Annotated in this window: 26 protein-coding genes and 1 riboswitch; of the genes, 8 read left to right on the top strand and 18 right to left on the bottom strand. The window is 53.6% G+C overall.

Features of this window, described 5'->3' with window-relative positions:
- Window positions 1-372: 372 nt before the first annotated feature.
- A riboswitch (Glutamine riboswitch) is annotated at window positions 373-450 on the top strand.
- Between the two features lie 506 nt (window positions 451-956).
- From JUK32_RS13370 to JUK32_RS13360, 3 genes are all read right to left on the bottom strand, one after another.
- Window positions 957-1,421 (bottom strand): YbaY family lipoprotein, encoded by a 465-nt coding sequence (locus JUK32_RS13370; protein WP_204139358.1) that lies wholly within the window; start codon window positions 1,419-1,421, stop codon window positions 957-959.
- The gene (locus tag JUK32_RS13365; RefSeq protein ID WP_204139357.1) at window positions 1,406-1,642 is read right to left on the bottom strand and encodes a hypothetical protein; all 237 of its coding nucleotides are present in this window, start codon (window positions 1,640-1,642) and stop codon (window positions 1,406-1,408) included. The genes JUK32_RS13370 and JUK32_RS13365 overlap by 16 nt, the downstream gene beginning before the upstream one ends.
- A 153-nt stretch (window positions 1,643-1,795) precedes the next feature.
- Window positions 1,796-3,433 carry a deoxyribodipyrimidine photo-lyase gene (locus JUK32_RS13360; RefSeq protein WP_204139356.1) on the bottom strand — a complete coding sequence of 546 codons (1,638 nt, stop codon included), beginning with the start codon at window positions 3,431-3,433 and terminating at the stop codon, window positions 1,796-1,798.
- A 207-nt stretch (window positions 3,434-3,640) separates the two neighbouring features.
- Between JUK32_RS13360 and JUK32_RS13355 the strand changes: the two genes are divergently transcribed.
- Window positions 3,641-4,285, top strand: coding sequence for a hypothetical protein (locus JUK32_RS13355; protein ID WP_204139355.1), 645 nt, complete (start codon window positions 3,641-3,643; stop codon window positions 4,283-4,285).
- A 43-nt stretch (window positions 4,286-4,328) separates the two neighbouring features.
- Window positions 4,329-4,832 carry a hypothetical protein gene (locus JUK32_RS13350; RefSeq protein WP_204139354.1) on the top strand — a complete coding sequence of 168 codons (504 nt, stop codon included), beginning with the start codon at window positions 4,329-4,331 and terminating at the stop codon, window positions 4,830-4,832.
- 246 nt (window positions 4,833-5,078) lie between these two features.
- Here JUK32_RS13350 and JUK32_RS13345 read toward each other — a convergent pair whose 3' ends face one another.
- The 11 genes from JUK32_RS13345 to rpmJ form a co-directional block, all read right to left on the bottom strand.
- Window positions 5,079-6,335 (bottom strand): exonuclease SbcCD subunit D, encoded by a 1,257-nt coding sequence (locus JUK32_RS13345; RefSeq protein ID WP_204139353.1) that lies wholly within the window; start codon window positions 6,333-6,335, stop codon window positions 5,079-5,081.
- Window positions 6,336-6,432: 97 nt separating this feature from the next.
- Window positions 6,433-7,533, bottom strand: a complete 1,101-nt coding sequence (gene prfA / locus JUK32_RS13340; RefSeq protein ID WP_204139352.1) for a peptide chain release factor 1 — start codon at window positions 7,531-7,533, stop codon at window positions 6,433-6,435.
- A gap of 65 nt (window positions 7,534-7,598) precedes the next feature.
- On the bottom strand, window positions 7,599-7,847 hold the full coding sequence (gene rpmE / locus JUK32_RS13335; protein ID WP_204139351.1) for a 50S ribosomal protein L31: 249 nt from the start codon (window positions 7,845-7,847) through the stop codon (window positions 7,599-7,601).
- A 76-nt stretch (window positions 7,848-7,923) separates the two neighbouring features.
- Window positions 7,924-8,337, bottom strand: coding sequence for a 30S ribosomal protein S9 (rpsI, locus tag JUK32_RS13330; RefSeq protein ID WP_204139350.1), 414 nt, complete (start codon window positions 8,335-8,337; stop codon window positions 7,924-7,926).
- Entirely contained in the window at window positions 8,337-8,792 is a 456-nt protein-coding gene (rplM, locus tag JUK32_RS13325) for a 50S ribosomal protein L13 (protein WP_204139349.1), read from the bottom strand. The genes rpsI and rplM overlap by 1 nt, the downstream gene beginning before the upstream one ends.
- Window positions 8,793-8,849: 57 nt before the next feature.
- Window positions 8,850-9,734 carry a tRNA pseudouridine(38-40) synthase TruA gene (truA, locus tag JUK32_RS13320; protein WP_204139348.1) on the bottom strand — a complete coding sequence of 295 codons (885 nt, stop codon included), beginning with the start codon at window positions 9,732-9,734 and terminating at the stop codon, window positions 8,850-8,852.
- A 19-nt stretch (window positions 9,735-9,753) separates the two neighbouring features.
- A complete protein-coding gene (rplQ, locus tag JUK32_RS13315) occupies window positions 9,754-10,104 on the bottom strand; it encodes a 50S ribosomal protein L17 (RefSeq protein ID WP_204139359.1) in 351 nt (116 codons plus the stop codon).
- A gap of 99 nt (window positions 10,105-10,203) precedes the next feature.
- The gene (locus JUK32_RS13310; RefSeq protein ID WP_204139347.1) at window positions 10,204-11,151 is read right to left on the bottom strand and encodes a DNA-directed RNA polymerase subunit alpha; all 948 of its coding nucleotides are present in this window, start codon (window positions 11,149-11,151) and stop codon (window positions 10,204-10,206) included.
- A gap of 52 nt (window positions 11,152-11,203) precedes the next feature.
- The gene (gene rpsK, locus JUK32_RS13305) at window positions 11,204-11,596 is read right to left on the bottom strand and encodes a 30S ribosomal protein S11 (protein ID WP_204139346.1); all 393 of its coding nucleotides are present in this window, start codon (window positions 11,594-11,596) and stop codon (window positions 11,204-11,206) included.
- Window positions 11,597-11,692: 96 nt separating this feature from the next.
- The gene (gene rpsM / locus JUK32_RS13300; RefSeq protein WP_039729182.1) at window positions 11,693-12,073 is read right to left on the bottom strand and encodes a 30S ribosomal protein S13; all 381 of its coding nucleotides are present in this window, start codon (window positions 12,071-12,073) and stop codon (window positions 11,693-11,695) included.
- A 128-nt stretch (window positions 12,074-12,201) separates the two neighbouring features.
- The gene (gene rpmJ, locus JUK32_RS13295) at window positions 12,202-12,315 is read right to left on the bottom strand and encodes a 50S ribosomal protein L36 (RefSeq protein ID WP_204139345.1); all 114 of its coding nucleotides are present in this window, start codon (window positions 12,313-12,315) and stop codon (window positions 12,202-12,204) included.
- A 920-nt stretch (window positions 12,316-13,235) separates the two neighbouring features.
- Between rpmJ and JUK32_RS13290 the strand changes: the two genes are divergently transcribed.
- The 6 genes from JUK32_RS13290 to JUK32_RS13265 all read left to right on the top strand — a co-directional run bounded on the left by JUK32_RS13290 (window position 13,236) and on the right by JUK32_RS13265 (window position 18,392).
- On the top strand, window positions 13,236-13,922 hold the full coding sequence (locus JUK32_RS13290; RefSeq protein WP_204139344.1) for a V4R domain-containing protein: 687 nt from the start codon (window positions 13,236-13,238) through the stop codon (window positions 13,920-13,922).
- Window positions 13,919-14,245 (top strand): hypothetical protein, encoded by a 327-nt coding sequence (locus JUK32_RS13285; RefSeq protein ID WP_204139343.1) that lies wholly within the window; start codon window positions 13,919-13,921, stop codon window positions 14,243-14,245. Before JUK32_RS13290 ends, JUK32_RS13285 begins: the two co-directional genes overlap by 4 nt.
- Window positions 14,246-14,315: 70 nt before the next feature.
- Entirely contained in the window at window positions 14,316-14,834 is a 519-nt protein-coding gene (locus JUK32_RS13280; RefSeq protein WP_204139342.1) for a hypothetical protein, read from the top strand.
- A 24-nt stretch (window positions 14,835-14,858) separates the two neighbouring features.
- Window positions 14,859-15,515 carry a V4R domain-containing protein gene (locus tag JUK32_RS13275; RefSeq protein ID WP_204139341.1) on the top strand — a complete coding sequence of 219 codons (657 nt, stop codon included), beginning with the start codon at window positions 14,859-14,861 and terminating at the stop codon, window positions 15,513-15,515.
- Between the two features lie 36 nt (window positions 15,516-15,551).
- Entirely contained in the window at window positions 15,552-17,312 is a 1,761-nt protein-coding gene (locus JUK32_RS13270) for a serine/threonine-protein kinase (RefSeq protein ID WP_204139340.1), read from the top strand.
- A 438-nt stretch (window positions 17,313-17,750) separates the two neighbouring features.
- A complete protein-coding gene (locus JUK32_RS13265; RefSeq protein WP_204139339.1) occupies window positions 17,751-18,392 on the top strand; it encodes a zinc-ribbon domain-containing protein in 642 nt (213 codons plus the stop codon).
- On the opposite strand, the gene JUK32_RS13260 is transcribed toward JUK32_RS13265, so the two are convergent.
- From JUK32_RS13260 to JUK32_RS13245, 4 genes are all read right to left on the bottom strand, one after another.
- Complete coding sequence (locus tag JUK32_RS13260) at window positions 18,389-18,787, bottom strand: pentapeptide repeat-containing protein (RefSeq protein WP_239112628.1); 399 nt, start codon at window positions 18,785-18,787, stop codon at window positions 18,389-18,391. The genes JUK32_RS13265 and JUK32_RS13260 overlap by 4 nt on opposite strands.
- Before the next feature lie 204 nt (window positions 18,788-18,991).
- Window positions 18,992-19,516, bottom strand: a complete 525-nt coding sequence (locus JUK32_RS13255) for a GNAT family N-acetyltransferase (protein WP_204139337.1) — start codon at window positions 19,514-19,516, stop codon at window positions 18,992-18,994.
- 36 nt (window positions 19,517-19,552) lie between these two features.
- The gene (mutS, locus tag JUK32_RS13250; protein ID WP_204139336.1) at window positions 19,553-22,363 is read right to left on the bottom strand and encodes a DNA mismatch repair protein MutS; all 2,811 of its coding nucleotides are present in this window, start codon (window positions 22,361-22,363) and stop codon (window positions 19,553-19,555) included.
- 116 nt (window positions 22,364-22,479) lie between these two features.
- Complete coding sequence (locus JUK32_RS13245) at window positions 22,480-23,079, bottom strand: hypothetical protein (RefSeq protein WP_204139335.1); 600 nt, start codon at window positions 23,077-23,079, stop codon at window positions 22,480-22,482.
- Window positions 23,080-23,381 lie beyond the last annotated feature (302 nt).

Below are 23,381 nucleotides of genomic sequence, written 5' to 3'. Positions count from 1 at the left end.
TTCTCGAAAGTGACGACTTTCTCACGATGAGACTACCGATACTTTGCTCCCAAAACTTTTCTGCACCAGTGAGGTTGAGCGGAGTCGAAACTCGGGTTTATGGGGATTGCTTGTGCGTGCAAGTCTTCAAGGGCTCCAGCAGTAACGGCAGCCGCTGATAAGTCTGCTCTGTCATGACCGGCTAACTCTGTCATGAATGCCTGATATCGGCGTCCACTAAATCAGCCTTGAATCTTGGCAGGAAAAATCTTAAAAGTCTTTTCCTGCGGCAGTTCTTAGGACTTGTTGTCGTCATTGATATGGCCAAAATTGCTTTGGGTAACGGCTTGACGACCTCAATCAAAAGAGTAGTATTAGCTACATAAAGCAAATAACGTTCATCCTTTTCTAGCGCTTAGAAGCTAGTTGTATAAGGACGGAAGTAGGGTTGAGATCCCGAAGGAACGCGCCTCTGGTTCGATGCAAACTTCTTAGAGGCGATTCTCATGTCATCTAGTGTTTTTACAACAGTTGAATTGATTGCAGTTATTTCACTTTACTGCGTCGTATTTTGTCCGATTTTGTGTTGGGCGCTGACCCAAAAAGCAGCTTCAGTGAAGTTGGTTCCGTCACCTTTAGGCAAGACGTTTAACTCATCTGTGAAATAGCGTCATCGCGATCGCTTTTCATCGTCATGATGTCATCCATGCGAGGACTGGGTGTTTTGTGCTGCTTGGGGTTGACGGCGTTTTTTGTAGTATATGCTCGTCCCTATGGCAGTCCCGAACAGACCCAACAACAAGAGCGGGAATACTGCCTTCAGTATTTCATTCATTAAATGATTTTGGAGAGAAAGAGAACAAAAAGGCACGATTGCAGAGAACGCGATCGCGCCTTTTTCATGTGTGGAGAATCCATTTTTGCGATTAGCCAAAAGCTAAAAGCATCCTCCAAAAATTACCTTAAATTACCTTCACTTAGATTTGCTGCACCGTGATTTCTACATCTTCAGTCGGGCTATCTTGCGTGATAACTGGATAGGCGGTGGTACTGGTCCAGCTCAGGTCTTCGCCGTAGAAAATCTTCGCTCTTACCACGTAACGATGTTGGGGAATGATTTCGGCGGGGTCATAAGTGATCGAAAAAGGAATCGGCACTTGCAGACCAGCCGTACGAATCATGTCTCCCCCAACCACCGTTGAGGGGGCATCCGCTAGACTCACATCTTCCAGGGTGACGACAACGGTGGCATCGGGTGGGAGCGCGATTCGTTGGCGATAGGTCACAGTCCCTGTGACCACCGCTGCCGGTTGAGGTTCACAGACCATTCTTAACGCTCCCAGTAGCCAAGCTCCCGGCTGCGGTGCCAGACCATCGGGGCTATCGATAATGTTCTGCCAGCCATATCCTTCAGCGTCGTATTGCATCATGTTCGAGCGCATCGCTTCGAGGTCAGCGACGACGATGTATCCAACAGCGCCAAAAATTCGTCAGTAGCTTCGGCACTGGGCATTGAGGTGACAATTGCACAGACTTCCGCGTTACTGGCGGACATCTCTTCATGGGCATCGGCCAGGAGTTGGGGCGTCTCGGCGATAGCAGCATGTGGCGAGAGCGTACCCACGGATAGGGTGACTAAGGCAGCCACTCCAACAACAATCATCCAGAATTTTTTCATCATGTTTGCTTGAAACGAATGCGAGACTTTAGACGCTGTTCGCGAGAATTTTATCCCTCCATGACCACGATTCACCGCTGAGGGGCTGAAATGTAGGATTTGTTTTTGTTGTTGAATATCTTTAAGTCGCGATCGCTCCTAGAGGTTGAGCGCGAGTTGATGAACTGGCGACGGCGACGGTCGTTTGCGACTTTTAGGCGGCGTAATGTTGACATGGGCCACAAACCAGGTGCGTAGGGCGATCGCTTGTGGGTCATCCAGCGCCGTTAAATCTAAAGCCTGGGGAAACAAGCTGTCCGGCGGTGACTGTGCCCATTCGATTGCTCCTGCGTAGCGATCGCTGCCAAAGGGCGTCAGGTCAGTCGGCAGATGCGCCAGATAGGGCACGACATTGCCGCGCTGCAAAAACCGACTGCGCTGTTTTTCCAATTGCTCAACCCGTTTTTGTCGCGCTTGTTTGTAATCCAAAATTGGGGTGGGATAGGTCTTCATCGGTGGGGGATTGCCGAGCTGGGCGGGATCGAGGTGGGCGAGCTCGGGTACCCAGTGCTTAATAAAAGCGCCGTCGGGGTCACAGCGATCGACCGCCACTTGTCCGGGGTTGTAAATGCGCGTCCAGGTTTTGTCGAGGCAGTGGGTCACCCCCGACTGCATGGCCCATTGATAATGGTCGATAGGGCAGTCGCCGTCGATCAGGTGACGCATGAAATGCAGCGCTCCAAAGCGCCAATCCATGCCCAGTAAATTGCTCAAAAAGCTGGCGTAGATGGCCCGTGAGCGAAAGTTCAAGGCTTGCCATCCCCCGGTCGCTTGGAGACAACGGGCGGCGGCATCCACAATGGGAAAGCCCGTTTGTCCCGCTTGCCAGGCTTGGTACAGGTCTTCGTCAAAGGCCCAGCCATCTTCGTCAAATACGGTGTAGAGCGATCGCAATTCTAATTGCGGTAAATAGCGAAATCGCTGGGTAAAGCCGTTGCCCCAGCGCAGGCGAGCAATGAGTTGCTGTTGGCTGCGCCGAATGCGAAAGTCTCCCTGGTCAGGGGTTTGCTGAATTGTCTGCACACATTCACGCACGGAAATCGCCCCGAACTTGATGTGGGGACTCAGTCCGGTGGTGGCCTCCGCACTGGGATAGGACAGTTGCCAATAGTAGCGATCGCTCTTATCGCTCAAAAAGTCGGCTAGCAACTGGCGCGCCGCAGCGGTGCCGCCAGGGGGAATGGATTTGCCGTCTGCCATATGCTCCAGGGTTTCTAAACTAGGGAGCGGATCGCTGGGAAGATCCTGGGGAACGTCTATCTGTGGGGGCAGCGGTACCAGCGGTGCGGCCATATCGCGATACCAGCGCGATCGATAACGCGGATAGGGAATCAATTCGTTTAGGCTGGCAGGCGGCTCGAACCAGCGAATTTTCATCCCTTGTTCTGTCAACGCCCGATTCAACCGAGCATCCCGCACGCGGCCATAAATCCGCTCGCAGTCGGTGTAGGCATAAATGCCCTCGGCCTCAGTTTCACGAATCAAATCCGGCAGTACCCGCACCGGATCACCAGTTCGTAAAATCAGTCGGCCGCCTTGGGCTTGTAAGTCCGCATCGAGCGCGGCGAGACAATCTAGCATGAAGGCGATCCGAGCGCTGCCCGTTTCGGGATGCTGAAGCAACGCGCGATCGAACACAAAGACCGGAATGACCACCCCCCGCCGCGCCGCCCGGAACAGCGGCTCATGATCACTGATGCGTAAATCTCGGCGAAACCAAACCAGGGTGCAATTCATGAAATGGCGATTAGGGGCAATAGGACGGATAGCTGGCTCAAATCCTGGTGATCACCTTAGCAAATCTTCAAATTCAGCGATCGCCTTGTTATTTAGGACAAATGTACTATATTTGTATCAGGCTTCATCGGTAGGCGTCACTCTGATGGTTTCAATTCCTGCCAAGAGCCCCACAGAACCCTTTTGCCGTTGTCGAGGAGGGCAAAAATGACCCACTCCACCTATCAGTCCAGAGCTCGCGATCAGTACAGTTCCCATTACAGTGGCGGGCACCACTCCCGTATTCAGTTCGGCGATTTCACGGCGCGCCAGCCAGCTAGTTCTCCTCCTCAAGCGTCATACCCCAGGCAATATCGTTCCGTGTCGTCGCCGTCTGTGCCTGCGGTCGCCCCACCTCATCCTCAAGCTGCTGGATATCCTCAGCCGGTGGTCGTACGTCGTCAACCTCGAATCCGTCGCCGCTCCCCCCAGCGATCGCCCCGTAGCTATTTGCTGGCGGGAGGCAGCATGTTGGCCTTGGCCGCGTTGGTGGTGGGGCCAAAACCCATGATGGAAGAAAAGTCTGAGCCAGCCGTCGCTAAGGCCGTTTGCCAAGAAACGATTCAGGCCGAATCGGTGCTGTCCCGAGCCGAGTTGTCAGAGTTGTTAGCGATCGCCGAGCGGGCTCCCAAGGCAGACGTGCAAGCGGTTATTGCCGAACCCTACTGCACGTTGCCGTCAGTAGAAGTGCGTGAAGGCGTCACCGCTGAGCGCGTCGCCTATCCGCTGGAGTTTAATCCTGAAACCTGGTTTATCGTGCTGTACGAGGGCGAAGAATATGCCGGTTTTGACTTCAGTTTTTCGCGCGATTAACCGTTCCTGACACAACTCTGTGAAGTTTGCCTGAGGTGACACGATGCCAACTCATTTACCATTAGTTTTGCGCGCTTCTTGGCAAGCGCTGCCGCTGCTGGGCCTACTGGGCCTAGGAGCCTGTGGGCTAACATCAGCGCCAGTGCCCCCGCGTCACATCCCCGTGCAGCAAAACTGGACTTTGCAACCCGGCAGTGAGGTGGGCGGATTTCCGGTAATGGGAGGACTGGGCGACGTTTCCATTGAGTTGGGGGGCAGTCAGGTCAGGGCTCCGTTTGATGGTCAATTACAGCCCACGGCAAGCAATACCTGTGTGGCTTTTACCACACCCGAAATCCCGGCCTACTTGTTTCGGTTATGCGGGGTGACGAAGCCGCGATTGGGCGAAGTGGAGGCGGGGCAAGTGATGGCCCGCAGTCAGATATTGCAGTTTGCCGCCATGCGCCGCCAACCGGACGGTACTTGGGCGATCGTCGAGCCCGCGACTGACATCTTGGAGAAGACCCTGGGTAATGCCGTGGCCCAAAAAGCCGTGGCCCAAAAATAAAGCGCGGCAGTGTTAGCGAAGTTGGGAGTCTACTTAGGGACTTGCGCGAAAAAAAGATCCCCATGAACCGAGTTTCGACTGCGCTCAACTCTCGATACTGGAAGGTTGAGCGCAGTCGAAACCGGATTGAACGGGTACTTTATTTAGTTGCAGTTCCCTTAGATTGTTTGTTGACTGAACTCACGCGGCGATCATCACCTTCATGGGATGGCTGGACTCAATATCACCTGAGCGGATTGCTTGGGTTTACTGGGTCAATAGCTGCTCAAGATACTGATAAATTGATTCATCCGCCTGTCCCGACAAACGCTTGGATTTTAAGTCGATCAGCCCTTCAGACAATATATCGGCCCGTTTTTTATAATCGCGATGGGCTGTCAGGAGATCCTTGAAGGTGCTCCGTTCGATCAGCTCACGACTAGCTTCGTGGGCGATCGGCTCGACCACCTCTTTTTCCTCAACGTCATACTTCAACAGAAAAATTAAAGCCTGACTCAGAGCTTGTAAGTCTTTTTGGAGTTGTTTGGTATCCAGTTCCAAACGTTCAAAACCGACTTGTCCGGCAATGCGCAGCTCAACGATTGGCTGTTGCCCTGGTACCAGTTGCCCCGATGAGATCGCTGCTTCTACCGTCTGGGTCGCCTTGGTGACCACATCGGTCTCGCTGTCGCTATCCTGAGTTTTAGCCACTAGTCGGACGATGGGCCGCTGCCGGTAGTCTTGCTTCAGTTCAGCGTGAATCCCATTAGCATCCACATCGACTAAATATGCCCCCCGAGCAAAGCCTCCCTCTTCGACATTATTGGCTTCCAATGAACCGGGATTAAAGACCCAGCCCCCCTCGCTATAATTCTTATGAATATGGCCCAGGGCAAGATAGTCAATCCCGGCATCTTTGAGAGGCATGAGTTCCGAATATCGCAGCGCCCCACTATACCGAGCAATCTGCCCTTCGAGCCCGTGATGAAATAAGAGCACCGTGGTGTCTGGCCCCGGCGGCAACGTGGGAATCGTAGCGGCAATCTGTTCGATCGCCCGAGTCGCCGCTGCTCCATACCAGGCCGAGCCAATCACTCTGACGCCGCAGGGTAAATCAATATAGCCACCCTTTTTATTGGCTTCATCCCACGGCGAATAAAGGGGCTCGCCAGCCATCAAATTACCTGGTTCTAATAGTTTCAGCATGCCCCATTGCGACAGATATTTTAGCCAGCTTGTCGCTGTTCCATAGGGCGTATTGTCATGGTTGCCTTCAATCGCTAAAACCGGGATGTTAGCGGCTTGAAGTTGTTGAAAACAAAGTTGAGCTTGATTCAGCACCGCCGGCTGAATGACGCGATGCTCAAATAAGTCACCTGCAATAATGACAAAATCCACCTTGGCGTCAACGGCATATTTCTGAATTGCATCCGATAACGCGAAGAAAAAGTCTTTGGTACGCTCGGGACTGTTGTAGCGATCGAAGCCCAAGTGGATATCAGCAAGGTGGAGAAAACGTGCCATATTGAACCGAGAACCCGGCAGCTTCTAGTCTAATCAACGCGGGCAGTCATGGCATAAGCGGGGCAGTCTTTTAATCCCGAGAATCGGCAAATCAATGCTAAGCGGCAGGTTCCGACGTTGCCAGCGCTTCCAGCTGCCTTTGCTGATCTTGCGTGATGCAGGACTGGATCATATCTTCAATATTGCCTTCCAATGCGGGTGAAAGCGAGAAGTTCTGATTGAGACGATGATCGGTAATGCGATTATCTTTGTAATTGTAGGTGCGAATTTTCTCGGAGCGAGACCCCGTACCGACCTGAGAGCGTCGCATTGAGGTGACTTCTGCTTGTTGCTCTTGTAGCTTAATTTCGTAAAGCTTGGCCCGCAAAATTTGCATAGCTCGCTCACGGTTTTGTAGCTGCGATCTCTCCTCGGTACAAAAGATGCGAATGCCAGTCGGTTTGTGAAACAGATCGACAGCCGTTTCCACCTTGTTAACGTTTTGACCACCAGCACCACCAGAGCGAGCAGTCGATACTTCCACCTCAGTGGGATCAATATGAATTTCCACATCGTCCACTTCCGGCATAATGGCTACCGTCGCGGTTGAAGTATGCACGCGCCCCCCCGCTTCGGTAACGGGTACCCGCTGAACTCGATGCACGCCAGACTCATACTTGAGCTTGCTATAAACGCTGTCTCCCTGAATTTCTAGAATGGCTTCTTTAAAGCCACCCATATCAGCCGTAGACTCACTCAATAGCTTGATGCGCCAGCTCTGCGACTCAGCATAGCGAGAATACATTCTCACGAGGTCGCCAGCCCAGATGCTAGCTTCATCGCCGCCAGCTCCGGCCCTGACCTCCAACATAATGTTTTTCTCATCGTTGGGGTCTTTGGGCAGGAGCAAGACTTTCAAGCGCTCTTCTAGCTGCTCTAACTGCGCCTGCAAGTCAGCAACTTCTTGAGCTGCCATCTCCCTCAGATCGGGGTCACCGCTCGCTTCTCGCAGAATTTCTTGGGCTCCAACAAGCTCTTCCTGCAAGCCTTTCCAGGTTTCGTAAGTCGTGGCCGTCTCTTCCAAAGAAGAACGAGCTTTGGCAATCCGCTGAAATTCATCCGGATCACACGCAACATCTGGATCAGCTAAACGTCGGGTCAGCTCATGAAAGGTTTGGTGAACTGAATTGAGTTTGTCAATAAGGTAAGCTTCGGCCATGGCAGGGCGAGAGGGACTCCGATCGCAACAACTAAAGGCGCTAGACAGCGCTGCTACTGCAATCACTAAGCCTCTGACTTAGCATCACCTTCGGCGCTATCCGTCGTATCTGACATCCCGTACTTCCGCATAAAGCGCTCAACGCGACCCTCAGTATCAATAATTTTTTGGGTGCCGGTATAAAAGGGATGATTACCCGACCACACGTCAACGTGCAGTTCTGGCTTGGTAGACCCCACAGTCATCACCATTTGACCATCGCAATAGACTTTAGCTTCGGGATACCATTCTGGATGAATTTCAGACTTTGGCATGATGTTTTCCTCGGTATGCTTCAAATCAGATAACTGAACTTTAAACACTCGTCATTCGAAATAAAAAGGCGAGTAATTAACGCTTGGAGAATTGAGGTGCTTTACGAGCTTTCTTCAAACCATACTTCTTCCGTTCTTTACAACGGGGATCACGAGTTAGGTAACCTTCTACCTTCAATGGCTTGCGATTTTCGGGATCTAACTCACACAACGCCCGCGCTACGCCCATTTTGATCGCGTCCGCATGTCCGGTCAGACCGCCGCCATGCACATTCACCAAAACGTCATACTCGCTTTCCAAGCCCAAGGTTTCCAAGGGTGCCTTCACTGTAGCTAAATATGCTGGATTACCTTGCAGATGCTCTGTCCCAGGACGATTATTGATCTTAATGTCACCGTTGCCGGGAACTAGACGAACTCGGGCAACCGCCGATTTCCGTCGACCCGTACCCCAGTAAACAACGCGGTCAGTATTATCGGTAGCTTGCATTAGACTTTTCCTCCAGGAATTGTATTGATAACGAGCGTCTCGGGTTGTTGTGCCGTATGGGGATGCTCCGGCCCAGCATAGACTTTCAGCTTAGTAAACAGTTTGCGACCCAAAGCATTCTTGGGCAGCATTCCTTTCACAGCTTTTTCAATAATGCGCTCTGGGATGCGATCTTGTAGCTGGTTGAATGTCTCAACCTTCATCCCGCCGGGACGACCAGAATGACGGCGATAGAGTTTTTGACTCGCCTTATTGCCAGTCACCGCCACCTTCTCGGCGTTGATTACAACGACGAAATCGCCAGTATCCATGTTAGGGGTGAAGGTTGGCTTGTTTTTACCGCGCAGAACGCTTGCAATTTCGGTGGCGAGTCGCCCTAGTCGCTGATCTGCTGCATCAACGACGTACCATTTGCGCTCAATCGTATCGACGGGTGGAGTATAGGTCTTAGTCATGGTTTTGTAGAACGAATTCAATGAAGGTAATCAAGATTGCGATGAGAAGCAGCACCGCTAAACCGCGATCGCGTTGGAAACTAAGGGCAAAGCAAAGTGTGGTTGGGTGTCGTACCAGACATCAGGCGCAAAGGGGAAATGTTCATAACCAACCCGCAACAGACATAGCCCACTGGCCGGAGCCGCGTATTTTACACGCTCGCGCTGCTTACAGCGCCACAGCTGAGTAAACTCTTCGACACTTAAGAGCCCTCGCCCCACCTGTACTAAAATCCCCATCAATAGCCGCACCATGCCGTATAGAAATCCATTGGCTTGCAGCTCTACCGTGATAAACGGATCGCGCCGCCGACACTTTGCACTTTGTAATTCAACCCAAGCATGAGATCGCTTTGAACCAGTCCGCTGAAATGCAGTCAGATCGTGATAGCCCACTAGGGGATCAAGAGCAGCCTGCATCTGAGACGTGCTCAAAGACTCGTAATAATAGTGCCAAGAAAATGGACGAATAAATAGGTTGGGAATTGGCTGGGTATACAGGGTATACCGATAGCGTCGCCACTGGGCCGAAAATTGAGCGTGCCAATTGCCAGGAACCGCTGCGGAGCCTCGAATGACAATGTCTTCCGGTAATCGGCTATTAAGAATACTCGCCCAGCGATGCGCGGGAATCAGGGTTGGGGCTGAAAAATGAGCCACCTGAGCTGCGGCGTGCACGCCTGTATCGGTTCGCCCAGCACCGCACAGCGTTACGGGCGTGCCCAAAACAGTCGCAATTGCCGCTTCAATGTCTCCCTGTACCGTGCGCTCACGGGGTTGCCGCTGCCATCCATGAAAGTGAGTCCCCACGTACTGCACAACCAGGGCCACCCGATGATACTCAGTATCCTGGGCGGCTGGTACAACAGCTGATGTTTCTAATAGAGGACGCTTGGAAGACATAGCTTGGTCGGTACGGATATTAGGTCAACTCAATGATGGCCATTTCAGCGTTGTCGCCTCGTCGCCGCACAGTGCGCAGCACACGAGTATAGCCCCCCTGGCGATCGCTATAACGCTCAGGAGCCTGCTCAAACAAAACATGCACCAACTTAGAGTCGTACATGTAGCCCAGTGCTTGACGTCGCGCAGACAAAGAACCGTCCTTAGCCAGCGTAATCATGCGATCCGCTTCCGACCGTACCGCCTTAGCTCGGGCTTTGGTGGTGGTGATTTGACCATGACGAATCAACTCAGTCGTCAGCGATCGTAGCAAGGCCCGACGTTGATCCGCTGGTTTGCCCAATTGTGGAACACGACACCCATGTCGCATATCGATTTCCCCCTTTGCGTTCATACAACTCAAAAACAAAAAACCGAAGCATAGAGCCCCGGATAAATCAGCTCAGTTTCCCTGAGCTAGCACACTTCCCTAAGAAGTTTTCGCTGACTTTTCAGCTGGCAGTGTAATCCCTAAACGTTGCTGCAACGCCTCAATGACTTCGTCAGCCGACTTCTGACCAAAGTTCTTGATTTCCAATAGATCTTCTTGAGTGAAATCCAGAAGATCAGCAACAGAATTCACCTGAGCCCGCTTCAAGCAGTTATAAGCTCTAACAGAAAGCTGTAGCTCTTCAATGGGAATATGATTGGCTGGATCTTCCTCTTTGGGCTCTTCTTCAGATTTTGGCTCCAGGGTGACATCCTTAAGAGGATTGAACAAGGAAACCAAAATAGCCGCCGCTTCACTCATTGCCTGCTGAGGGGTCAGACTGCCATTCGTCGTGACTTCCATCAGTAGACGATCTTTTTCCAGCGCGCCCCCTTCCATTACATCTTCAACGGTGTAATTTACCTTTCTAACAGGCATGAAAATGGCATCAATCTGCATGAAGTCCAGCGCCGCCGCTTCGTCATGACTCCGATCGATAGCCCGATAACCAGTCCCCCGCTCAATGCGAAACTCCATCTCCAGAGTATGGCCATCAGCCACGGTGGCAACATACTGATCGGGATCAATTACTTCCACTTCTGACGGCAAGTCAAAGTGGCTAGCCGTGACCTTAGTGGGCCCTTGAACCAGTAAGCGCCCGATTTGCGGCTGCGCGGAATAGCTCTTGAGCACGACTTCCTTCATGTTTAAGAGCACATCCAACACGTCTTCGCGTACACCTGGCACAGTCGAAAATTCGTGAGTTGCCCCAGCGACGCGCACTGCAGTGATGGCGGTGCCTTCTAAATTAGATAATAAAACTCGTCGCAGAGCATTGCCTACAGTAATGCCCTGACTCCGCTCTAACGGTTCAATAACGAAACGACTGAAATGACTCTGGTCATCGCCAATCGATGATTCTACGCATTCGACCTGAAATTGTGCCACTGATGTGCCCTCGCTCTACTTTGCCAATACTCGTGAAGACGCCTCCTCCAATCTAGACGCGACGGCGCTTAGGTGGACGGCAGCCATTGTGGGGAATCGGAGTGACATCGCGGATCAACGTAATTTCCAGTCCTGCAGCTTGCAGTGCTCGAATCGCAGTTTCGCGGCCAGCTCCAGGGCCACTCACCATGACCTCAATCTGTCGCATGCCTTGATCCATGGCTCGACGAGCCGCGCTATCAGCCGCTGTTTGAGCTGCAAAAGGAGTCCCTTTCTTCGCACCCTTAAAACCGCTTGCACCTGCCGAAGACCAAGAAACAGCACCACCATTGGTGTCAGTTATCGTCACAATGGTGTTATTGAACGTGGACTGAATATGGGCAACCCCATTGGGAATATTCTTCTTGGTTTTACGCCCGCCTGTTTTTTTTGTCGGTTTAGCCATCTACTGCCTGCTACTACTTCTTATCAGCAAAACAGGCGCATCCTGAGGGCTCGTCTACAAGAGTAGACGCCACTCAAGATGCACCAAGTAATTACGTTATTTCTTAGGCGCTTTTTTCTTGCCTGCAACAGTGCGCTTACCACTGCGTCGGGTACGAGAGTTGGTACGGGTACGCTGCCCTCGCACAGGTAAACCTGCGCGATGCCGTCGCCCGCGGTAGCAACCAATATCCATCAGTCGCTTGATGTTCAGCCCTTCCAGACGACGCAAGTCACCTTCGACTTGATAGTCATTCTCGACAGAATCACGCAAGCTAGCAACGTCAGAGTCTGTCAGGTCGCGCACTCGAGTATCAGGGTTAACCCCTGTCTTCTCGATGATTGCTTTCGACCGACTCAAGCCAATGCCGTATATATATGTCAGACCAATCTCAACCCGCTTGTCTCTTGGCAGGTCTACGCCAGCAATCCGTGCCACTGACTATCTTCTCCCCATGAATCTCATCTAATCCTGTTGCAGCTTAGCCGTGAGATTCTAAACTGCCAGGTGAATAAACCACCTTAGTTTATGTCAAAAACCCTTCTAGTAATACAATGACAAGAATTCTATCCTTGACGTTGCTTGTGCTTTGGGTTTGTACAAATCACCATCACTCGACCTTTTCGGCGAATGACGCGACACTTATCACACATTCTTCGGACGGACGCGCGGACTTTCATGTCCCAGTTCTCAGCACTCCACTACAGAATTGCGATTCTAGCAAAGCTGAGTCACCTTAGTCAAATATTATTTTCAGTGCACCAGTAATTCGCGTTTTGGAGATTTAACTCTTGTTGGCTGGGGGTATCTGCTCAATTCCCTGGAGTATGAACTTGAGCAGTTGCCCCAACTGTCAAAGCCCCGGTGGAAGGTTCAGAGCTGCAAATTATCGGAAAAGGTTTTTCGGGTCGGCAGATGCGCTGGTGGCCGTTTATGTTGCAGGTTGAGTCGTCTCTAGCAGCCGATGAAACAAGGTTGAAGAAATATATAGTTGCCAGGGCAGGTGCAGTTTGCCATGTCCAAAATTTTGCTCCAGATGATAACCCTTGCTCCTGAGGGCGTTGGTATACCTAATGTTTGAACTTTTTCGTTTCTGTCTGACTCAAGCAGTCTGACTCAAACAGGTAGATGAAAATTGTCGCAGTATGCTTGTCTGATGCTGGCTAAGCCCAGCAGTGCTGTCACCCAGTCTTCTACTTTGGTGTGGGAACGATTGGTGGGGAAGGGTAGGCTAGGAAGCCTACCTAACAGGTTATCTCTGATATTCAGGGAATCCTTCCTGTTAGGGATGCGCGGGCAATTAAAGTACCGACTCCAGACCCGCAACTGACCCAGCCACCCAGCCACCCAAGCACTGCCGTTACCGGGATGTTATTTTCCCGCCGATCCCTTAGAGGATTTTAAAGAGTTGGTTTTGTTTACTTCGGATGCTGATACCGCTCTGGTTGCTCAAAACTTCAGGTCTCAAGTTGAACGGGGTTGATAAGTGAGTCTCTTGCCTTAAGATTTTTCAACTTTTTCCTGGGATCGTTGATGTCGGCCTCACGGTGGGCACATTACACCTAACAGTTCATAAAACGAGCTTCTCGGGCAGGAAACTATGTCAACCAGTTTATTAACCAGCACTCACCAGCTTCATGATCGCCACCCTAAGAAGCATAACCACTACAGCTTTAAGGACTTTTTCCAATTCAACCCAGATGCTGGCAGTGTTGTTGATTGGAATGGCAGCCGCAACTTTTTCTCCAGTGAAGACTTTATTATTGGCCTCCTCGAAGGCTTAGAAGAAGAAGTCGGCGAAGCCTCTGCGGCCATCATGTACTCTATCGGTCTGGAATGGGGCAAACAAGATTCTCTATTTTTTGAAAGTTGGTTTGAGAAAGAATTTGGCATGAGCGCCCGTAAGGCTAATCTCATGTTTTTGCTAGAGACTTGGTGGTGGCCCTTCACGTCCCAAGGCTGGGGTCGATGGGAAGTGGATATGAGCGATCGCAAACAGGGCTTCATGTTCATCAACGTGTTTGACTCAGCGGTTGCGCGTACCCTCGGTGACGTCGGCAAACCGGTTTGCCATATTTACGCCGGCTTGTTTGCGGGTTTCTTCACTGAAATGGTGCGCAAACAACTGAGCTGTATCGAAATTCAGTGCTACTCCATGGGCGAGACTTACTGCAAATTCCTACTGGGCGGCAAGGAACGCATCGATGCGGCGGCCTTCTGGATGAATGAAGGGGCGACCGCTCGGGATATTGAGAAACGTCTACGCGCCGGGGAGGTTCAAGGATGAGTACCGCACTTATGAACGGTCACCGCACTGGGCACCAGGCCACAACCAACAGCTGGTCAACATTGTCAGTACGCGAATTCTTTGAGCAGATGCCCTGGACGGGGATGCCGGTCAATCGACCCAACCCGACTGCTGGCAGCTCTCCAACAGACGCTGCTGAGGTGAATAGCCTGAGCCCCACCCTTACCGTGGGTGAATATTTCAACCTCTTTCCTTGGGATGGTAAACCGAACATTGCCGCGCCGGTGGCCCCCCTCGATATCCAACCTGATTTACCAGTTGAAGAAGATATTACCCTCGATGGTTTTGCCGATCTGTTCTGAGATCGCTGATCCTTCCTTCCCCTCACAGCTTTATGCCGCTGCTTGCACTCGTTAATTTGGAGCACCTCTTATGAATCCTAAACTCGAAGCTTTGTTCGACGAACCCGAAAAGGGGTATCTACAAGCTGACGAATTAAACGCCCTCAGCCAATTTGTGAGTTCTCTGCCAGAGCGCATTAGCTTTTATCAACGCTTGCGCAATGAAGAAGTCACCCTGATGCAATCGGTGGCTGACGCGCTGCAACAGCAGTTTCCGCAAGAGTCGGAGGCAAAGCTCAAGCGCAGCATACAAAACGGCATTCTCATGGTGCGTTATGCCGCGATGGCCATGCTAACTGATGACATCGACATGGTGACCAAGCGCCTAGAAAGTTGGCTACCCGAAATTGTCGAAGCCTATGACACTAAAGCGATTGATATCGCCCTGTATCAGCTCATCAAAACTCAGTTTGCGGGACGATTTTCGTCGACTCAAATGGCTCTATTGATCCCTGGCTTAGATGCTGCGGAGCGTTTGATTGCGGGGGGGCAGTTAACCTCTGAGTCCGCAGAAGCGATCACCAGTGAATCTTTGGTTGGCTTGTTTTAATCTCATTTGCAGAAAGAGGACGTTATGATTTCGGTTGCTGATTTACTTGTTGACGATCGCTTGCCCAGTAACTATTTTGCGAGCGATGTCTATATCCGAGGCACCCTAGAGCTGGGACTGCTGGAAAACCGGCGGGGCGATCGCCTCCTGGCTCTGCCCGATGCTTTGATGAAATCGATTGTGGCTGGCCTGAACCAGGAAACCGGACAGGCGACGCGTTATGTGTTGCGTAACTGCGGCCTTTGGTGGGGCAAAAACTTTTATGCTCGTTTTTGCGAGGAGCTCAGCGAGTATTACCAAAAAGGGGTCGCTGATTTGTCAATGGTCGAATTTGTCAAAGCCTTGCAGGAATGCTGGCGCACCCACGGCTGGGGAGCACTTATCGTCAACACCGACTACCAAATGAAAGGGTTTTTGGTGATTGAAGTGCAAAATTCACCTTTTACCGCCCATGCAATTCAGCCCAATCAGCCTTCGGGAGCGTTGGAATGTGGAGTTTTGCAAGCGTTTTTTAGTCAGCTGACAGGCCGCGACTTAACCTGTGTACAAATCAGTTGTGAATCGCTCGGGGCTGATCGCAATCGGTTTGTCCTGGGCTTAGAAAACCGACTCGAAGCGGCAGAAGCCTTAGTGCAGGAAGGGCAACCCCACGCTGCGATTATGCAAATGTTGACTCAATAGTCCGTCCGCTTACTCTCACTCGCGTCTACGATCGCTGTGCTGAAAACCTATCGAAGTACTAAATATCGGTCTCTTGGGTTAGTGGGGCAAGGGCAATTTGGGCAAGTTTACTGCGCCATCCATCGCAAAAGTGGGCGATTGGTGGCGCTTAAAAATTTAAACCGCGATCGCTTTCCCACGCATCAATTTCTGCGAGAGTTCCGGTTCCTGCTGAGTCTTGACCACCCATATATCGCCAATTGCCTGGCTTTAGACCAATCTGGCAACGGTCGCCAACTGGTGCTGGACTACTGCGAGGGCGGCACCCTGCGTGACCTGATGGAACAGGGGACGCAACTCACCCTAGCGGAGATCTTGACCCTCACGACCGAAATTTTGTCGGCTCTGGAACATGCCCATGCCAAAGGGCTGATTCACTGTGACATCAAGCCTGAGAATATCTTGCTCACGCTCTCCCCCCACGGTTGGCGGGCGAAAGTTTCTGATTTTGGCATTGCTCGTCTCAGCCAAGAGTTTCAAGGTCAGGATAGAGGGGCGACCGGATCGCCAGCTTACATGGCCCCGGAACGGTTTTATTTTCAGTTTTCTGCGGCCTCAGATTTATATGCTGTTGGCATCATGCTGTATGAGTTGCTGTTAGGCGATCGCCCCTTTTCCGGTAACTATAACCAGCTCATGGTGTGTCACCTCAATCACACAGTGAAGCTGCCAGACAGTCTGCCAGTGAACATTCAAGCAATTTTGAAAAAAGCGACAGAAAAACTGACCCCCCGCCGCTATCGCAGTGCTACGGATATGAAAGCGGCCATTCTGAAGGCCCGTAAAACCCTGACCGCCGGAGACTTACGCGAACGATTTCCCACGACTGCGGCCCTGCAAGCGAGTGGCTCCTTCGTGCCCCATGAGCCGTTCGCATTACCTGACCACTGCTCAGCGATCGCGCGACTCACCGCTGCCGACTCTACGACAAAACTGTTGACTGCTCATGGTCACAAGTTGTATGGCTGGTCATTAACCGACACTCAAACTCTTAATCCCAGCACCCCACCCACCACCTGGGAATTTGAGGCCCCGATTACGCAACTCTGCCAAGTACCGTTGGGGGTATTGGTTGTCACTCAACAACGGTTGCATTTGCTGACCACAACCCGCCTTGTGAGGCTGGCGACCTTTGACGCGGCGATCGCGGTGCTGCCGGGCGGCCAACAATGGGCCATTGTGCGATCGCTGGCAGGCCCCCAGCGCCTGTGGGCCGTGAATACCCATCAGCCGCATCCAGTGCCTCGGGAGTTACCTGCTGCTGATCATCAAGTTCCCATGAGTGCCGTTATGTTGGATGATCGCCACTATGCGATCGCCAGTCAGCACGACCAACAATCCCACCTCCACGTCTTGAGCCGCAAGGGCAAGTTGCTTGGTAAAGTCAGCGCACAAGCCAGCATTCATCGCCTGTTTGCCAGCCAAAAATCAGGTAGCTGTATCGCCCTAGCAGGAGCAAGCCAACAAGATTTCTTAATTATCCGATTTACTCCCTATCGCATCATGCGTTGTCGTCTGGACATCGTGCCCCATTGGTTTGGCGAATTGGTGACTGGTTATGTGGCGATCAGCCAGCAAGGCGAAATGCGCCTCGTCAACTATTACGGGCAACTCATCGGCCAAGTCAATAATTTGCCATCCCCAGTGGCGGTGTGTTTTCACCCTCCCCATGAGCTTTGGCTGGTCAGCCAACAACAGGAGGGGACTTGCTTACACCATATTGACCTGCAATCCCTTGACCTCGATCTCATCTTTTAGAGCACCCAGTTGAGTGATTTTGAGCGATACAGGATGCTGGCAGGCTGGCTCCCCTCAAAACTCAACGCTTATGGCCGACTCCAGTAGTCAGACCATGTCGAAGGGCATCCTTACCCCCTGATTGCCTGATATCCTGCCACCCATACAGCAGACAAACGTGCCCTCGACAATGCGACGGCATAACTGAATTTGTGTCTCATCAGATGGACATGGCACTAAATATGTCCTCACGATCCTTCCTTAAAACTGGGTTCCTAAAACTGCTGCCTCAGCCATGACGGACTTGCCTGTGCCTCAATTTTTGGTTGCAGCACGATCGCTGCTTGGCTGCGTAGTTGGTCAGACCTAACAGATTTCTAAAGTCTGGGCCGGAGATGAAATATAGCCGACACAATGGAGATAGCAACCTTACCCGCACACGATATCTCGATACCCGCTATGGCTTATACCTGTGAACTCGGCTCTGGACAAAGACTCTACTTGGAGAACGTTGGCGAACAAACCGCCGTCACTCTGGCTTCTGGCAGTGCTGGACAGCAGCAACAGTCTGGCAGCCAATTTCCTACTGGTACTTGGACAGCCCCGCCAGAACTATTTCGCACTCAGCAGGGAGTCGTCATCCAGCTCACCACCGCCCAAGGCACTCACCATTTGCAGTTGCAGGGCAATCAGCTCGGTGTGATGTCGCAAAGTCCGGCGCTGGGCAATGCGCAGCAAATGCAGATGAGTTCGGGCGTTGCGATGCCGGGGAATGCGATGCCGCCGATGCAACCGATGGGCGCTACTCAACCGATGCCGCCGATGTCGCCCATGCAGCCCATGGAGCCGATGCAACCGATGCAGCCGATGCAGCCGATGAAAATGGGGAACATGGAAATGAATGCCAATCCGATGCAAATGCGGATGGGCAATATGGCAATGCAAATGGGGAATGCGGCTTCCAGCAGTGCGGCTTCTAGCAATACGGCTTCTAGTGGTGCCGCGAGTCCCGGTAAAGCCAAGTTTTGCAGCCAGTGTGGCACGGCGGTGCAGCCCAGCGATCGCTTTTGTGCCAACTGCGGTCATCAGCTAAACGGTTAAGCTTTAGCGCGATCGCTTTTCATCTCGGCCTTGATGGGGTCAAATCCGGCGGGGAAGTGCGTCTCCGTCGGATCATAATCGGCATCGTGAAAGTTGGCGTCCGTCACCGTGGCCTGGCGCAAGTCGGTACCAATCAGCATAGACCCGCGCAAATCAGCTTGAGTCAGATTCGCCTCGCGCAAAGAAGCGTAGCTCAAGTCGCAGCCGCGCAGGTTGGCCTGGGTCAGATTCGCCTCATTGAGTTCGGCATAACTTAAATCAGCGCCCTTAAGATCAATCCCGCTGATGTCAGTCCCAGATAGCGACAAGCCCGAAAAGGCGCGCTGTCCTGACTGATAAGCGGCCAGCAAGGTCTCCCGAGAAGTAATTTCAGCAATTGCCTTGTGATCAGACATATCAATTGGTTCACTGCGTCGAACGATTAAATAGTACATTGAGCGCCTCAACCCTGGGGCAGAGTTAGGCCAGCGATGTCATACGACTTAAAGTTTCCAGCATTACAGACACCGCAAAGCAACTTCTGCTCTGCAAAATACGTTGAGGCGGGTCAGGGGGCAGGGGGGCAAGAGGAGTACGGTTCGGTCTTAGAGAACCGGCAGTTAATCATTCAGCGTTGCCGCCATCACCAGATCTCGTTGCGGGTCGTTACCAAACTGAAAGACATGTTCACCGACCACTTGGAAGCCGTATTTGCGATAAAACGCGATCGCCCTCGGATTGTGTTCCCACACCCCCAGCCAGATCGTCTCTGTCCCCGTCTGCATGGCTGTGGCTAGAACTTGGAGCATCAGTTTGTGGGCAACGCCGCGGCCATGCCAGGCTTTCTCGACATATAATCGCTGGAGTTCCGCTGGCTGCGGGGCCGCAATACCGGCTTTTGGGGCATGCAAGCGCACTTGGGCAAAGGCGGCGAGTTGAGTATCGACTTCGGCCAGGAGAATGACATGGTTCGGCGCGAGAATTTCTTGCCGTTGAATCGCCACCCCAAAGTGCTCGGCGCAGTGCAGTGCCATATCGGCGGGATTATTTTCCGTGGCAAACGTATCGCGAAAGGTGCGTTCGGCTAGGTCGGCTAAGTCTGCGGCATCCTGTTCATTGGCGGGTCTGATCGTGACTACTGACATGGTTTCCTGAAGCAGTATGCGGCTATGACGAAGCATTTACGAACTAAAAATATCGAGTTGTTCAGCCGGATCCTCTTGCACACTGCGGCGTTTGCGGCGACGACCGTTGCCACTAAATTCAGCCCCTTTTCGCAGACCGACGGCAATTTTACTGTGTTTTTCGATTTGGGTCATCACTTCCCGCGCCCGCTGAATCACCGTGGGGGGCAATCCCGCCAGCCGCCCCGCTTCGATGCCGTAGGAGCGATCGGCTCCCCCCGGTCGCACCTGGTGGAGAAATACGATTTGGTCGGGCATTTCCTTGACCGTGACCTGATAGTTGGCAACGTTGTCGAGAATGCCTGCCAACTCGTTTAATTCGTGATAGTGGGTGGCGAAGATGGTGCGGGCGCGGATTTCGCTGGCGAGATATTCTGCCACCGACCAGGCAATGGAGAGGCCATCGAAGGTGGCGGTGCCCCGCCCGATTTCATCCAGCAGGACGAGAGAGCGATCGCTGGCGTGGTTCAAAATGTTGGCCGTCTCATTCATCTCGACCATGAAGGTGGATTGGCCGGTGGCCAGGTCATCGACCGCACCGACACGGGTGAAGACGCGATCGCAAATCCCCAGCCTTGCCGCACTCGCGGGCACGAAACTACCCACCTGCGCCATCAGCTGAATCAGGCCGACTTGTCGGAGATAGCAGCTTTTGCCGCTGGCGTTGGGGCCGGTGAGGATGATGAGGTCGGGGTAGAGAGGGTGAGGGGGTGAGGGGGTGAGGGGGGTGGGGTGGCTGGGTGGCTGGGTGGCTGGGTTAGGACGGGCATCTTGCCCGTGATTGGGTTCAGCATTGGTATCTTGATTGGCATCTTGCCCGTGAGCCTGACCAATTTCTCCCTGGCCAAAACTTTTTTCTCCGCCCAGTTCGGTGGAGTTGGGGACGAAGAACCCGGCGGGGAGGAGCTGTTCGACGACGGGGTGGCGGCCATCGGCGATCGCAATCTCCCGGTGATCCCCCATGTCGGGGCGGCAGTAGCCCTGGTAGATGGCGACTTCGGCGAGGCCAGCGAGCACGTCAGCGGCGGCGACCCCTTGGGCCACCTGGCGGATCAGGTCGGCGTGTTGCCCCACGAGTTCGCGGAGCTGCTGGAAGATTTCGTACTCCAGCTTGTGGATTTCGTCTTGGGTGTTGAAGACGCGGGCTTCCCGTTCTTTGAGTTCGGGGGTGATATAGCGTTCTTCGTTGGTCAGGGTTTGCTTGCGGATGTAGTCGTCGGGGGCCTGGTCAGATTTGCTGCGCGAGATGCTGATGTAGTAGCCAAAGGCTTTGTTGAAGCCGACTTTGAGCGTGGAAATGCCGGTGCGATCGCGTTCGGCGGGCTCCAGTTTGGCGATCCAGCCCTGGTCGCCTTTGACCTGATCCCGCAGGGTATCGAGATCCGCATTGACGCCGGGGCGGATGAGGTTGCCTTCGGTCAGGTAGAGGGGGGGGGATTCGACGAGGTGCGATCGCAGGGTATCCCCCAGTTTTTCCAACTCGGGGGGAACGTGCTGAAGGGCTTTCAGGTAGGGCGACTCGACCGCTTCAACTAGCGCCGCCAGAACGGGCAAGCGGGCAAAGGAATCCGCTAGGGCGACCAAATCGCGCCCGTTAGCCGTGCCGGAACCCGCGCGTCCGGCCAGGCGCTCCAGGTCGTAGATTTGCTTGAGCTGCTGTTGGAGAGCCGTGCGGAAGGAGCCGTCATCGACTAGTTCTTGCAGGGTGGATTGGCGATCTCGAATCTTGTCCACCGACAGCAGTGGTTGCAGCAGCCAGCGGCGCAGGGCCCGCCCCCCCATGGCCGTGACGGTGCGATCGAGCGACCAGAGCAGGGAGCCGTTGTAGGTGCCATCGCGGGACGTTTGGGTGATTTCCAAATTGCGGCGGGTCTGGTGGTCGAGCACCAAAAAGTCGCTGAGGACGTAGGTGCTGAGCAGTTGCAGCGGCACCTGGGTGTCTTTTTGGGTGTCTTCCAAATATTCCAGCAGGCCACCCGCCGCGCGAACGGCCAGGGGCAGGTGGTCGCAGCCGATGCCTTCGAGCGATCGCAGCCGAAAGGTCTGTAACAGTCGCTGGCGGGCTTCGGTGTGGGAAAAGGAGCCCTGCGATCGCAGCGTGTAGCAAAACTGGCGGGGCAGACACTCCGGTAAGTGATCCGAGGCTTCCCCTGGCCGCAGCATCGCCCTCAGGTCGGGCGCATCGGTGGGGAACAGCGTCTCGGAGGGCTGCAATCGCATCAGTTCTTGCCCCACCTGCTCTGGATCAGTGTGCTGGGTGGTGAAGAATTCTCCGGTGGAAACGTCGGCGTAGGCCAGCCCCCAACTCTGCCCCGCCAGCACCACGGCGGCGAGAAAGTTGTTGCGCCGGGCGCTGAGCATCCCCTCTTCGATCACGGTGCCGGGGGTGATGACGCGGGTCACCTCGCGCTTCACCAGTCCCTGAGCCTGGGCCGGATCTTCCACCTGATCGCAAATGGCGATCGCGTACCCCTTTTCCACCAGTTGAATGCAGTAGCGATCCAACGCATGGTGGGGAATGCCCGCCATCGGCACGCGCCCCACTACCTTGCCGCACTCTTTGCTGGTCAACACCAGCTCCAGTTCGCGGGCGATGGTGATGCCGTCTTCAAAAAAGGTCTCAAAAAAGTCGCCGACCCGATACAGCAAGAGCGCGTGGGGATATTCCTGCTTCACCTGCACGTAGTGGCGCATCATCGGCGTCAGGTCGGCGGCGTTCACATCCTTACAGTTGGCATAGCGGACGGTGTGTTTCGCCAGGCGTTCGGGAATGCCGTGATTGGCTTCATGGTCGGCAGGCGCAGTCATAACCCTCTCAAGGATGCACAAACGTTCCTAACGATTGTAGGACTCACCTTTGAATGCCAACAGGAAATTTTGTGGACTGATGGGCGGCGGCGAAGCGTCCGGCTCCTTCACTGAGGTCAGCGAGGCGATCGCACCCCTTGCACCAACTTCACCGCGACGTAGCTCAGGGCAATCGTCAGCAGACCGGCCCCAATCCAAACTCGACCCACGTCGGTGAGCCACAGCCCAACTAAGGCGAGGGCCAATCCGTCCGCCAGGAGCACCCCCGATCGCTCTCGCCAGCCCACTGACCGCAGGGGCGGATCAGCCGCTGGTTGCAGTTGCAGTCCGGCGGCGAGGTTGAAGCCAATAATGCTCATCATGATGACGCCCGTGCCGTAACCGAGCCCGCCCCATGCCGCCAAGTAGAAGCCGACGAGTTGACCGGCGATCGCCAGCCGCAATACGGAGTAGAACCGCAGCAATCGGCGATCGCTAACTTGTTGCCCAACAGCGGCGACTTGGCGCAGATCGACCATCGCCATGCGCCCCTGTTCCATGCCCGTGAGCAGCAACCCCAACGCCAGTAGACGATGACTTAGCGCCGGCTGCGCCAACACTTGCCAGCCCAAGCCGAGGATCGCTGGGATGAAGAGGGCACCGCTGACCCAGATCAGAGTTGCAGTGGGTTGGGGCGATCGCGGAGTCGTAGCAGCAGGAGGGAGAGCGTCGGCCAAGGGAGTATAGAAAGTGTGAAAATCGGCAGAACTTAAGTTAACCTATTGTACTGATGACGTGACTCGGCAATCGGGTGTTTTCTGCTCATCGCCGTCTAGGTTGAAAACTGGAGTTGTGCTGGCCCTCCCAACCTCACCTCGCCCCAGGGGACGCACCCCTCCGAGGGGTGCGTCCCCTGACTCCTCGCTAAATCTATGTAAGTATTACGGGATCTCGGCTGGTCCCTGGGCAATATTAACTAGCCGCCCCCTTGCCTGGAATCCGAGCGATTCCCCGTTTGCCCTATGCAATCTGCCGACAC

The sequence above is a fragment of the Halomicronema sp. CCY15110 genome, from assembly GCF_016888165.1.
Classification (GTDB): Bacteria; Cyanobacteriota; Cyanobacteriia; order Phormidesmidales; family Phormidesmidaceae; genus Halomicronema.
Note: the sequence above shows the minus strand (reverse complement) of the source record. Positions and strands in the feature narration are given on the sequence as shown.